This is a genomic window from Actinomycetota bacterium (assembly GCA_035765775.1).
Lineage (GTDB): Bacteria > Actinomycetota > CADDZG01 > JAHWKV01 > JAOPZY01 > DASTWV01.
Genome location: DASTWV010000028.1, coordinates 1 through 11,976, shown reverse-complemented (window position 1 = coordinate 11,976; position 11,976 = coordinate 1). Strand labels below are relative to the sequence as shown.

Here is an 11,976-nt window from a genome sequence, read left to right as displayed (position 1 = left end):
ACCCGATCGGAGGAACGCTGTGGTCGACACGCCGTACGACGTCGCAATCGTGGGAGCAAGTTTGGCCGGCTGCGCCACCGCCACCTTCCTCGGCCGGGCCGGGAAGCGGGTCGCGCTGCTGGAGCGCCATACCGACACCCAGGCCTACAAGCACCTGTGCACCACCTTCATCCAGGCAAGCGCGGAGCCCGTCATCCAGCGCCTCGGGCTGGACGCCCCGATGGCAGCGGCGGGGGGGCTCCGGAGCGGGACCTCGTTGTGGACCCGCTGGGGCTGGATCCGCGATACGGACAGCCCGCTGAAGGGGTTCGCCATCCGCCGGGAGAAGCTGGACCCGATGATCCGGGAGCTGGCCGCCTCCACTCCGGGCGTGGACTTCCTGCCCGGCCACACGCTGAAGGACGTCCTCACCGACAACGGGCGGGTGGTGGGCGTGGCGGCCGAAGCCGCCGACGGGAGCCGGCCCGAGATCCGGGCGCACCTGGTGGTGGGGGCCGACGGCCGGAGCTCGGAGACCGCCGCCCAGGCCGGCGTGAAGACCCGGGTCATCAAAAAGCACGGGCGCTCGGGATATTTCGGCTTCTACCGCAATGTGGAGCTGCCCTACCCCGGGGAGGCGCACATCTGGTTCATGGAGCCGGACTGCGCCTACGCCTTCCCGATGGACGACGGGGTGACGATCCTGGCGATGATGTTCACGAGGGACAAGTCGGCCGCCTTCAAGAAGGACGTGCAGGGCAATCTCGTGCGCTTCTTCGAGTCGATCCCACCCGAGGCCGGCCCCCCGGTCCGCTTCGATCCCGCCGACCGGGTGGGCAAGGTGATCGGCCTGGTGGACTACGACAACCTGTGGCGCCACCGGCCACCGCCCGGGCTGGCGTTCGTCGGCGACGCGGCGATCACCGGTGACCCGCTGTTCGGCATCGGGTGCGGCTGGGCCATGCAGGGGGCCGAGTGGCTGGCGGACGCGGTCGCCCCCCACCTGGGCACGGGGCAGGGGCAGGACAAGGCGGTCGAGGCCTACTGCGCCACCCTGCGCACGAAGCTGGCGGCGCACTTCTTCCTGATCTCCGACTACTCCACCGGCCGGGGCTACAACCCCATGGAGAAGCTGACCTTCGCCGCCGGCGCCCGCGACGCCCGGGGCGCCCGCCTGGTGGGCGAGATCGGGGGCCGGACCATCCCGGCCACCACCCTGATGAAGCCCGGCGTCGTGGCGCACGCCGTGAAGGTGAACCTGACCGCCGGGAAGGCGGCAAAGGCGGCCGCCAAGCAGAACCGGGCCGCTCTGAAGGAACGTGCCAGCACGTTCTCCTTCACCCCGGCCTCAGCCGTGGCCGCGGAGGTCTAGCGCCGAACCAGCCGCCGGGCCCTATCCTCGTACCGACGATGGGCGGTGGGAACCGGAAGCCGCTGGAGACCAGGGTGGTCGAGGCCGCCGAGGCCGCGCTGGCGGAACACCGGTACGCCAGCGCCCTCGACGTGCTCGGGGGCCTGGGCTGGGCGCTGGCGGCGGGCATCGACCCCTGGCAGCAGGGCCGGGTCCCCCACCTCCAGGATCAGCTCCAGGTGAGCCCGGAGAAGGTCAACGAGGCCATGGCGATCTTCGAGCACTGGGCGCGCGCCCAGGGGCTCCAGCCGGCTGAGGCGGTGTACGTCACCCGGACCCGGGACCGCCGACCGCTGCAGTTCACCGCGTCAGGCGACCCCGCCCGAGAGACTGCCTTCCGCACCCACTGGCTGGCGCCCGACCTGTCCGACGCCCAGCGCCAGCGACTGGTGGAGAAGCAGGCGAAGGCACCGGATCTGGTGGTGATCTCGGCGCTCAAGGACTGGGACTGCGCCGAATGTGGCAGCGAGCATTTTGCCGGCAACCTGCTGACCATGGAGGACCCGGGGCCGATCTGCATGGAGTGCGCCGACCTCGGCCACCTGAGCTTCCTGCCCGCAGGCGACACCGCCCTGACCCGGCGGGCGAAGAAGGCAAGCGGCCTCTCGGCCGTCGTGGTGCGGTGGAGCCGGTCACGGAAACGGTACGAGCGCCAGGGGATCCTGGTGGAGGATTCCGCCCTGGACCAGGCCGAGGAGTCCTGCCTGGCCGACGAGGATCTGCGCCGCCGGCGCCGGGAGCGGGAGGCCGAGCGGCGGGCTGCAGGCGACGCCACCTTCCAGGACAACTTCGCCGCCCGGATCCGAGAGCTCCTGCCCGGCTGCCCACCCGACCGGGCCGCAGCGATCGCCGACCACGCCGCCCTGCGGGGCAGTGGCCGGGTGGGCCGCAGCGCGGCGGGCCGGGCGCTGGACCCTGAGCCGGTGCTGCTGGCCGTCGCCGCCGCGGTCCGCCACGAGGACACCGACTACGACCGGTTGCTCATGCAGGGCATGGGCCGCGCCGATGCCCGGGCACAGATCCGTCCAGCGGTGGAGGAGATCCTGCGCCGGTGGGCGGCCCCGGCCGAGTGAGCCCGGCATAGCCGGCGCTGGGCTTCTTAGTTCGCGGGCATCCGGCGGGCTCGGCCCTCAGGCCGTCCGGCCGCGGTCGGAAGCCGCGCCGCCGGCTCCTGCCCCACGGAGACCACGGGGACCACGGGGACCACGGGGGCCACGGGAGCCACACCGGCCAGCGGCAGCCACGCCAGCATCAACCAGAAGATGACGACGTCGGACTGCTGGATGACCCGGGCCAGGACCGAGGGGAAGGACGTCTTGAGGAGCAGGTCGCCGATCTGGGGCACGGGCGCGATGAACAGTACCGCCAGCACGCCGACGAGCACCCAGCGGCGGGGGGTCGCTCCCCGGGCGGCCCACGCCGCCAGGACCCCGAACATCGGGATGATCCACACGGCGTGGTGCTGCCACGAGATGGGCGACACCAGCACGGCGGCGAAGCCGACCAGGGCGACGGCGGCGACGTCGGCCCCGCGGCCGTGGGCCTGGCGGGCCCGCCAGAGGGCGAGGGCGATGGCGACCAGGCCGAGGACCGGCCACAACCAGGTGGGCAGGCCAAGGCGCAGCACGGTGCCGTAGATCGACTGGTTGAAGTAGAACTTGGGGTCGCCGGTGCGCCGCGGGTTCCACCACAGGTGCAGCCAGTAGCTCCGGGAGGCGGCGGGCAGGAGCACCGCGGCCGCGAGCTCGAGGGCGAGGGCGGTGACCGCGGCTCGGGCGGCGGCCGCCCACTGGCGGGTGGCGGCGTAATAGAGGATGAACAGGCCGGGGGTGAGCTTGATGGCGGTCGCCACCCCTACCAGGACCCCCTTTCCCGGGCTGCCCGGGCGCACGAGGACGCAGTCGGCCAGGCAGAAGAAGGCGAGGACGATGTTGACCTGGCCGTAGGCCAGCGTCTGGGCGGCGGGGACGGTCCAGGCCAGGGCGGCGGCGGCGGCCGCGGTCCACGCCGGGTGGACCCGGCCCGCCCGCACCAGAGCCGGTCGCACCAGCCACCAGGTCATCCCCGCCACGAGGGCGAGATTGAGCGCCGACCACCCGATGAGGGCCAGGCGGGCGGGAATGACGGCCAGCGGGATCACCGCCAGGGCGGCGAAGGGCGGGTAGGTGAAGGGCAGGTGCACCCGCAGGTGGGCGCCGAAGCCCACGGCGTAGAAGTTCCTGCGGTGCAGGGCGAGCGAGCCGGCGTGGCGGTAGACGGTGAGGTCACCGGGGATGAATCCGTTGCGGAACTTGAAGAACACCAGCGGGACGATGCCCAGCAGGAACAGCCCGGCCGCCGCCAGGAGCTGGGTGCGCTCCGGGGGGGTGCGCTCGGTGGGAGGGGAAGCCTGGGCGAGGGCGGTCACGGCGGAAAGTCTACGGTCGGAGCTCGATTGTCCCCTGGGTGTCCCGTCCGGCCTGATCGCTTTGCAGGGCGAAGCGGAGGAGCTGTCCGGCCTCGGCCTCGACCGCGGCCCGGGACGGCGCGGGGAGCGGCGCGAACGCTGTGACGGTCAGGCAGGCGGGAATGTTCCTCGCTGCCTTCTTGAGGGCCCAGTGCCCGGCGGCGAAGCCGTCCACCAGCACGGCGCCGTGCGAGAAGACCGTGCCCCGGTGCTCGTCGGCAATGATCCGGCGCCGGTCGGCGTGCGAGAGCAGGGCGTTGTCGTACTCGGGCAGCAGCCGGACGGGCGCCGGGTGATCGGGGTCGGGGAAGGGACCGTCCGGGACGTCCCACAGCTCCCGGCCCTCGTCGTCCCGGTAGCGCACCAGGGCGGGCGCCAGCCGCCCGAGGGCCCCGGCCAGGCCCGGCAGTCCGGACCAGACCCGGATGTCCTGGAGGGTGGCGGGGCCGAAGGCGGCGAGGTAGCGGTGGATGGCGGGCGCCGGGTCCGGGTCGGTGCCCATCGGGCAGCCGAGCCAGGTGTCGGCGGCGGCATGGCGGGCCAGACCGCCGCTGCCCCAGATGCCCCGGGGTGGGACCTGCACCAGCGGGACACCGGCGCGCACGGCGATGCCGAGGGCCAGGGGATCGATGCCGGGCCAGCGCTCCTGGAGGGCGGTACCGAGTTCGGCGAAGCTCCGGGGGGCCTCGTCGACCAGGGCGCGCCCGACGGCGGCCACCTCGGCCCGGTTCACGCCGGCCAGCGGCCGGGAGAAGTTGCCCCCCAGGCTCCGGTCGATGGCCGGCTGCACGACCGCGCGCAGCGCCCGGCAGTCCTCGGCGGTGACCAGGAAGATGGTGGAGCGGAACAGGGCGATGCGCACCGCGGCACGGCTCTCGATCAGGCCGGCGAGCTCCGCCGGGTCGAAGCCGTCCAGCCGGGACCACAGGCCGACGTAGGGCGCCAGCGGGGCCTGCGCCTGCATGCCCACCAGGTGCTCGAGGGCACCGGCGGCGGGCATGGCCACCCGGTCCAGGAGGAGCTGGCGGGCGAGGTAGGACCGGTTGAGGACCCGGGTGCCCAGGGTGGCACCCGGCGGGGGACGGTCGGGCATGCGGGTCAGCATGCCAGGGCGCGTCCGGTCGACGGGTCAGGCGTCCCGCACCGCGAGGAGCAACCCGCCGAGGGCGAGCGCCCCGGCCGCCCAGGCGGCAAGGACGCCGAGCCCGGCCCACGGGCTCAGCACCTGGTGGCGCAGGTTGGTGGTCACCTGGACCAGGAGCCCGGCGGTCATCGGGCCGATCTGGTTCAGGTGGCGCTGCCAGTGCGGGTTGGAGATCGCGTGGGCGATCAGCGGGAAGAGCAGCAGCAGGCCCAGGACGGCACCGATGCCGGCGCCGGTGTCCCGCACCGCGGTGGCGACGCCCAGGGTGAGCAGGCCGACGAGGACCAGGTACGCCACCGTGCCCACCGCCGCCCGGAGGGTCGGACCATCGCCCAGGGAGAGCAGGGCATACCCGTGGGCGGGCGTAAACCCGTTGTGGGCCAACAGGATCCGCCCGGCGACCAGCGAGCCGGCCGCGGCCAGGATCCCTGCCCCCGCAGTGAGGGCGCCGACCAACGCCGCCTTGGCCACCAGGACCTGGGTCCGGCGGGGCACCGCCAGCAGGGTGACCCGGATCAGCCCCGTGCTGTACTCCGTGCCGACCGCCAGCACCGCCAGGATGGCCACCACCGCCTGGCCCACCAACACCCCGGTCAGGGCGGTCTTCGGGAGATCCTGCACGGCGTTGAACGGCGGGTAGGTGGCGGCGGCGGCCGTTGCCGCACCCACCCCCACGGTGAGCACCACCGTGGCCGCCAGGAGCCAGAAGGCGCCCGGGGTGGTCACCAGCTTGGTCCATTCGGCGCGGAGGGCGCGGGTCATCGCGTGGGGTCAGGGAGCCGACGGACCTACACGTCCCGCCGGTTCAGCAGGTAGGTCGCCACGCCGAGCGCCACGGCCGCCCAGGCGCACAGGACGAGGAACCCGGCCCAGGCGGGGAGTGGGAAGTAGCCGTTGGCCGGCGTGTGGGGGAAGCTCACCATCGGGTAGACCACCGCGGTCTGCTGCACCGCGAAGGAGGCGGCCGGAGTAAGCCGCAGGAGCCACTCGGAGGCACCGGTGGGGAGGCCCGACGTGGCCAGGATGATGGGCAGGAGCAGGCCGACGATGGCGGCGGTGATCGCCCCGGCGCTCCGGCGGAGGACCGTGCCGATGCCGAGGGCCACGATCGCCGACACCGCGAGGACCGCGGCGGTGCCCACCACCACCCGGATCAGGGTGGGGGTGCTGACGTGGGCGACGAAGTTCCCGTTGCCTCGCAGGAGCTTCTCGCCCACCGGGAGCGCCACGGCGATGCCGGCGAGCGAGATCACGAACGTGCTCACGCCGAGCACGACTGCCTTGGCGGCAAGCACCCTGCCCCGGCGGGGTGTGGCGGCCAACGTGGTGCGGACCAGGCCCCTGCGGTACTCGCTGGTGACGAACAGGGTCCCCAGCACCAGGAAGACGATGAGGGCGACGAAGGCGCCGTTCAGGCTCGCCTCGATGCCCCGGGTGCCGGCCGCGTCCGGGGCGGGGGCGATATCGCCAGCGCCGGTGAGCGTGAAGGTGCCCGCCCCCTGCTCGTAGGAGTTGAGCCCACTGGGTCCCGCCCGCGGGTCTTCGCCGACATCGTCGCCGGTCCAGGTGCCTGCGGGCTGCCCGCCGTCGAGCGAGACGCTGTCGAACACCGCCGTGGCCTGGGTCGCCGCCTCGCTACCGGTCGTGACCACCAGGTGCTGGGTGGAGATGTCGAGCATCGGGGACGTGGTGAAGATCCCAGCCTGCACCGTGGCGGGGAGGCCGGGCAGGGTGGCGGCGCCGATCGTGGTCCAGTGGGTGCCGTCGGCCGATTCGTAGCCGGTGATCGTGTCGCCGCTCCGGGTCAACCGCAACCAGCGGGGTGACGCCGGCGATGCCTGGGTGGCGCTGCCCGCGAGGTCGTGCGTGAAGTCGTACTGCATGTGCACGCCGTGCCCACCGGTCTGCATCACGGCGGCGTAGGGGGCCCCCTGCCGGGTGCTGTCGGTGATGATGATCCCGCCCTTGGACCAGCCGGCCAGCCCGGGGTGGGAGTCGGCCAGTGCCTGGCCCACCTGGACCGGGCCCGAGTTGCCCACGATGCCGGTGAACGAGGTCAGCCGGGCGGTGATGCTGCCGTTGCCCGTGAGGGGCTGGTGGACCAGCTCGTAGGTGTCGACGATGACCTCACCGCCGGGGCCGGTGGGCTCGGGGGGGTGACCGACGACGCAGTGCGGGGCCTGGCCGTTCCGCCCGCCCGTGCAGAACCCGCTGTGGCTGCCCTCGCCGTTCAGCACCGCCAGGGCGACGATGAGCACGGCGCCCGCCACCAGGGCGATCAGCCACCCGCGCACGCTGCGTAACTTGGTCCACTCGGCCCGCACCAGGGCGGCGAAGCCGTCGTGGGACTCGGGCTGGGCGGAGCGGTAGGGGGCGACTGAGGGCTCGGTGCGCATCATGGGCGGGCCTCCGGCGAGGGTGCGAGGGCCGAGAACTCGACGCTGTCGCGGGTCAGCTCCATGTAGGCCTCCTCCAGCGTGGCCCGATGGGACGCCACCTCGGCGAAGGGAACGGCGTGCTGGCCGAGAAGGCGCACCACCTCTTCCGGGGGGAGGCCGGCGACGGTCACCGTCTCCGGGCCGGTGGCGGCGACCGTCGCCCCGGCGGAGGCCAGGACGGCCATCGCCTCGGTGCGGGCGCTGGTGCGCAGGAGCACCCGGCCCCCCGAGGCAGCATCGATGAGGGCAGCCACGCTGGTGTCGGCCACCAGCCGGCCCCGGCCGATGACCACCAGGTGGCTGGCCGTGCCCTCCAGCTCGGCCATCAGGTGGCTGGAGACCAGCACCGCCCGGCCCTCGGCCGCCAGGGAGCGGAGGAAGCCCCGCATCCACACGATGCCCTCGGGGTCGAGGCCGTTGAAGGGCTCGTCGAGCATCAGCACGGGGGGATCGCCGAGCATCGCCGCCGCCAGGCCGAGGCGCTGGCGCATGCCCAGCGAGTACCCGCCCGCCGCCCGCCGCACGGCGCCGCCGAGGCCGGCCTGCTCGACGACCTCGTCCACCCGCCGGGCGGGGAGCCCCTGCGAGTGGGCCAGCCACAGCAGGTGGTTGCGGCCGCTGCGGGCCGGGTGGAGGGCGCCGGCGTCCAGGAGCGACCCCACCTGCGTCAGCGGGTGACGCAGCGTCCGGTAGGCCCGGCCGCCCACGAGGGCGGTGCCGGCGTCCAGGCGGTCCAGGCCGAGGATCGCCCGCATGGTGGTGGACTTGCCGGCCCCGTTGGGCCCGACGAAGCCGGTGACGTCGCCCGGGGCGACCGAGAACGAGAGCCCGTCCAGGGCGACGGTGGGGCCGAACTGCTTGCGGGCCCCGGTGACTTCGATGGTGGCATCCATGCCTACGAATGGTAGGGAGCGCCCGGGCGGGCGTCGTCACGGCGGGGAGTGTTCTTTGGGCTCCCATTCCGGGGGCACCTGCCCCGCCGGCGTACCCCTTGAGAGGGACCCGGGAATCCCGGCGGGCGGTGACGCCGAGTGCGCCGGTGGGGGGCCACAATGATCGGTGTGAGCGCCACCGTGGACCCGGGCCGGGGATGGGCCGGGATGGCCCGCGGGCTGGTGGCGGCACCCCATGCGCTGGCGGTGGCGGCGGGCGTCCTGGCCCTGGCGGCGCTGAGCGAGGCCCTCGCCCGGGCGGCGGTCATCCACGCCAGCGGGCAGCTGATGCTGGCAGTAGCCCTGGTGGCGGTCGCCACCGCACTGCCCCTGGCCTTCCTGCGCCCCCTGCCCGCCGCGGCCGCGGTGGCCGTGGCGGCGGTGCTGTCGCTCACCCTGTTCCACACCCTGACCGTCGCCGGGGCCCTGGCGGTGCTGGCCGCCCTGCACCGCTACGGGCGCTCGCCCGCGCCGGGCGCGGCCCAGGCCGCCGGGGCCTCGGTGCTGAGCCTGCCATTCCTGGTCCTGGCCGTGGCCGGCGGTCGTCCGGCGGCCACCGAAGCCGGCGTGCTGACGCTGGTCCTGGCGGCGCTGGCCCCGGCGGCGGCGTTCGGCGGCATGGCCGGGCGCGCCCGGCAGGAGGCCGCCAGCCAGAGCGCCGCCCGGCAGGTGATCGCCGGCAACCTCCTGGAGCACACCGCCCGGGGCGAGCGGGCCCGCATCGCCCGGGAGCTGCACGATGTGGTGGCGCACCACATCTCGATGGTGGCCGTGCAGGCCGAGACCGCCCGGCTCACCACCCCCGGGATGCCAGCGGCCGGGGCGCAGCGACTCTCGGCGATCGGGGACACCGCCCGCGCGGCCCTCACCGAGATGCGCCGCCTGCTGGGCGTGCTGCGGGAGGACGCCCGGACCGAGGACGAAGCTGCCGCCCGCCAGCCGCAGCCCGGCCTGAGCCAGCTCAACCACCTCCTGGACGAGGCCCGGGCGGCGTCGGGGACGGGCGCCCGGCTGATCCTGCGCGGTCCGCCCGTGAGCCTGGACCCGGGCGTCGAGCTGGCCGCCTACCGCATCGCCCAGGAGGCCCTCACCAACGCCCGGCGGCACGCCCCCGGGGCGGCCGTCGACGTCGAGCTGCACTTCACCGATGCCGCCCTCCTGCTGCGGGTGCGGGACGACGGGCCGGGGCCCGCGCTGGACGCGGCCCTGGACCCCGGGCTGGACGCCGGGTTGGACGCCGCACTTGCCGATGCCGGCGGCGGCCACGGGCTGCAGGGCATGCGGGAACGGGCCACCGCGGTGGGCGGCCGGCTGCAGACCGGGGCGGCCCCGGGCGGGGGATTCCTCGTCGAGGCAACGCTGCCGGCCCGCGCGGAGGGGCTCCCGTGAACGGGGCAGTCCGCATCGTGGTGGCCGACGACCACCAGGTGATCCGCACCGGCTTCGCCGGGCTGCTGGACACCCAGCCGGACTTCTCGGTGGTGGGCGTGGCCTCCGACGGCGCCGAGGCGGTGCGGGTCTGCCGGGAGCTGGAGCCCGACGTGGTCCTGATGGACGTGCGGATGCCCGGGATGGACGGCATCGAGGCGACCCGGCACCTGACCGGCGGCGGATCGGGGGACGGGGGCGCCAGCAGGCCCCGGGTGCTGATCCTCACCACCTTCGACCTCGACGAGTACGTCTACGACGCGCTCCGGGCCGGGGCCAGCGGCTTCCTCTTGAAGGACGTCACCGCCGAGCGGCTGTTCGACGCCGTCCGGGTGATCGCCGGGGGCGACGCCCTCCTGGCGCCGGCGGTGACCCGCCGGCTGATCAGCGAGTTCGCCAAGCTGCAGCCCAAGCCGGACGCCCCGGTGGCCGCCCGCCTGGAGTCGCTCACCCCCCGGGAGACGCAGGTGCTCCGGCTGGTGGCCGAAGGGCTGTCGAACACCGAGATCGCCGAGCGCCTGGTGGTCACCGAGGAGACGGTCAAGACCCACGTCAGCCGGGTGCTGGCCAAGCTGGGCCTGCGCGACCGGACCCAGGCGGTGGTGACCGCGTACGAGTCCGGCCTGGTGGTGCCGGGCCACCCGCGCTGATTCTCGGGCGCCCGCGGGCATCCTTGGACCAGCTTCGATTGCGGGTGCGGTTTGCCTCCCTGTGCCGGGAGGGGGATCATCGGGCGGTGAGCGATGCCATCGATGCCCTGGCCGACGGCTTCCGCCGGGCCTACGCCGACGGCGACCGGGAGCTGCTCGCCTCGCTCCTGGACCCGGGCGTCACCTGGGGGGAGCCGGGAGCCGAGGGCGGTTGCTCCAACCGCAAGCAGGTCCTCGCCTGGTTCGACAACCTGGGGCGCATCGGGATGCGGGGCACCGTGACCGGCGTCGAGCAGCAGGCGGACGGCTTCGTACTGGTGGTGGAGGTGGACACGCCCCAGGGGATCTTCACCGTGCGGCAGCGGATGACCGTGGCCGGGGACCTGGTGATCTCCATCAACCCGGATGGGGCGTAGCTACCCGACCGCTTTCGGCAGGGCCTCGGCGGGCTGCGGGTAGCGGGGGTCCATCTTCCGCAGGGTTTCCACCAGGATGGTGCTGACCGCCCAGTTCCGGTACCACTTGTGGTCGGCGGGCACGATGAACCAGGGGGCCTGGGAGGTGGCCGTGCGGCTGATCGCCTCGTTGTAGGCCGCGCGGTAGCGGTCCCACAGGACCCGGTCGGCGAGGTCCTCGGGACGGAACTTCCACCGCTTGTCCGGGTCGTCGAGGCGCGCCTGCAGCCGTTCCCGCTGCTCCTCCTTGGAGATGTGCAGGTAGAGCTTCACGATGGTGGTCCCCTCGTGGGCCAGCAGGGCCTCGAAACTGCCGATCAATTCGAAGCGGGGTCTCCACACCGACGGGGCGACGAGCTTGCGCACCCGTACCGCCAGGACATCCTCATAATGCGAGCGGTTGAAGATGCCGATTTCGCCTGCCGCCGGAACAACACGGTGCACCCGCCAGAGGAAGTCGTGTGCCCGCTCGTCGCCCGCCGGCGCCTTGAAGGAGTGCACCCGGGTGCCCTGGGGGTTCACGCCGTGGAACACGTGGCGGATGGTGCCGTCCTTGCCACCCGCGTCGGGCGCCTGGAGCACCACGAGCAGCGATCGCCGGGCTTCGGCCGCCAGCCGGTCCTGCAGGTCGGCCAGCTCCACGGTGAGGGCCGGCAGGGCCGCCAGCGTGGCCTCCTTGCCGCCGGGCGCCCCGGGCGTGGAGGCCGGGTCCACGGCCTCGAGGTCCACGTTGGTGCCGGGCTGGACGCGCCACCGCTCGAGCATGCCGGCCATTCCAGCACAGCACGCCCGAGCGGTGCTCGCGATGCCCCCCTGATCGGGACGCTTGCGATGCGGGACTTGCTCAGAACAGGTGCGCCAGCAGCGATCCAATGGCGTGCAGCACGCCGGCTTTGTGGTGGTGGCCATGGTTGGTGTGGCTCGCGGGCGTGGTGCGCCCGGCGCCTCCTCGTCCAGCTGGCGCCTTGGCGGCGGGCCGGGCGGGGGCTTCCGTGAGGATGATCGGGTCCGCTGCCGGGGTGACCACGGGATCCGTCGCCGGGCTGGCGCTGGGGACCGGGGCGGGGGGCGGGGCGGCCGGGGTCACCGGGGC

The 11,976-nt window shown here is 73.9% G+C and carries 12 protein-coding genes; 5 read left to right on the top strand and 7 right to left on the bottom strand.

Going from position 1 to position 11,976, the window contains the following annotated elements; genetic code table 11:
* Positions 1-19: 19 nt before the first annotated feature.
* Positions 20-1,351, top strand: a complete 1,332-nt coding sequence (locus VFW71_05905; GenBank protein ID HEU5002298.1) for an NAD(P)/FAD-dependent oxidoreductase — start codon at positions 20-22, stop codon at positions 1,349-1,351.
* Positions 1,352-1,389: 38 nt separating this feature from the next.
* Positions 1,390-2,463, top strand: a complete 1,074-nt coding sequence (locus VFW71_05900; protein ID HEU5002297.1) for a DUF2293 domain-containing protein — start codon at positions 1,390-1,392, stop codon at positions 2,461-2,463.
* Positions 2,464-2,489: 26 nt separating this feature from the next.
* Here the strand turns inward: VFW71_05900 and VFW71_05895 are convergent, their stop codons facing one another.
* Genes VFW71_05895 through VFW71_05875 form a run of 5 tightly spaced genes read right to left on the bottom strand, consistent with a single transcriptional unit; the run spans position 2,490 to position 8,311 of the window.
* Positions 2,490-3,797, bottom strand: a complete 1,308-nt coding sequence (locus VFW71_05895) for a glycosyltransferase 87 family protein (protein HEU5002296.1) — start codon at positions 3,795-3,797, stop codon at positions 2,490-2,492.
* Between the two features lie 10 nt (positions 3,798-3,807).
* The gene (locus VFW71_05890) at positions 3,808-4,941 is read right to left on the bottom strand and encodes a winged helix DNA-binding domain-containing protein (protein ID HEU5002295.1); all 1,134 of its coding nucleotides are present in this window, start codon (positions 4,939-4,941) and stop codon (positions 3,808-3,810) included.
* A gap of 24 nt (positions 4,942-4,965) precedes the next feature.
* Positions 4,966-5,742, bottom strand: a complete 777-nt coding sequence (locus VFW71_05885; GenBank protein HEU5002294.1) for an ABC transporter permease — start codon at positions 5,740-5,742, stop codon at positions 4,966-4,968.
* A gap of 26 nt (positions 5,743-5,768) precedes the next feature.
* A complete protein-coding gene (locus tag VFW71_05880) occupies positions 5,769-7,379 on the bottom strand; it encodes an ABC transporter permease subunit (GenBank protein HEU5002293.1) in 1,611 nt (536 codons plus the stop codon).
* Positions 7,376-8,311: an ATP-binding cassette domain-containing protein gene (locus VFW71_05875; protein ID HEU5002292.1), complete on the bottom strand. Its 936-nt coding sequence runs from the start codon at positions 8,309-8,311 to the stop codon at positions 7,376-7,378. The genes VFW71_05880 and VFW71_05875 overlap by 4 nt, the downstream gene beginning before the upstream one ends.
* Before the next feature lie 168 nt (positions 8,312-8,479).
* On the opposite strand from VFW71_05875, the gene VFW71_05870 reads away from it, so the two are divergent.
* The 3 genes from VFW71_05870 to VFW71_05860 all read left to right on the top strand — a co-directional run bounded on the left by VFW71_05870 (position 8,480) and on the right by VFW71_05860 (position 10,844).
* Positions 8,480-9,739, top strand: coding sequence for a sensor histidine kinase (locus VFW71_05870; GenBank protein HEU5002291.1), 1,260 nt, complete (start codon positions 8,480-8,482; stop codon positions 9,737-9,739).
* Entirely contained in the window at positions 9,736-10,428 is a 693-nt protein-coding gene (locus VFW71_05865) for a response regulator transcription factor (protein ID HEU5002290.1), read from the top strand. The genes VFW71_05870 and VFW71_05865 overlap by 4 nt, the downstream gene beginning before the upstream one ends.
* Positions 10,429-10,514: 86 nt before the next feature.
* Positions 10,515-10,844, top strand: a complete 330-nt coding sequence (locus VFW71_05860) for a hypothetical protein (protein HEU5002289.1) — start codon at positions 10,515-10,517, stop codon at positions 10,842-10,844.
* Here the strand turns inward: VFW71_05860 and VFW71_05855 are convergent, their stop codons facing one another.
* Both VFW71_05855 and VFW71_05850 read right to left on the bottom strand, forming a co-directional pair.
* Complete coding sequence (locus VFW71_05855) at positions 10,845-11,648, bottom strand: polyphosphate kinase 2 family protein (protein ID HEU5002288.1); 804 nt, start codon at positions 11,646-11,648, stop codon at positions 10,845-10,847. It lies immediately after the preceding gene.
* A 79-nt stretch (positions 11,649-11,727) separates the two neighbouring features.
* On the bottom strand, positions 11,728-11,976 hold a 249-nt coding region (locus VFW71_05850; GenBank protein ID HEU5002287.1), incomplete at its 5' end, for a hypothetical protein.

Coding starts and splice junctions, on each gene's coding strand:
- VFW71_05900 (HEU5002297.1), top strand. CDS start 1,390: ATGGGCGGTGGGAACCGGAAGCCGCTGGAGACCAGGGTGGTCGAGGCC.
- VFW71_05890 (HEU5002295.1), bottom strand. CDS start 4,941: ATGCTGACCCGCATGCCCGACCGTCCCCCGCCGGGTGCCACCCTGGGC.
- VFW71_05885 (HEU5002294.1), bottom strand. CDS start 5,742: ATGACCCGCGCCCTCCGCGCCGAATGGACCAAGCTGGTGACCACCCCG.
- VFW71_05880 (HEU5002293.1), bottom strand. CDS start 7,379: ATGATGCGCACCGAGCCCTCAGTCGCCCCCTACCGCTCCGCCCAGCCC.
- VFW71_05875 (HEU5002292.1), bottom strand. CDS start 8,311: ATGGATGCCACCATCGAAGTCACCGGGGCCCGCAAGCAGTTCGGCCCC.
- VFW71_05855 (HEU5002288.1), bottom strand. CDS start 11,648: ATGCTCGAGCGGTGGCGCGTCCAGCCCGGCACCAACGTGGACCTCGAG.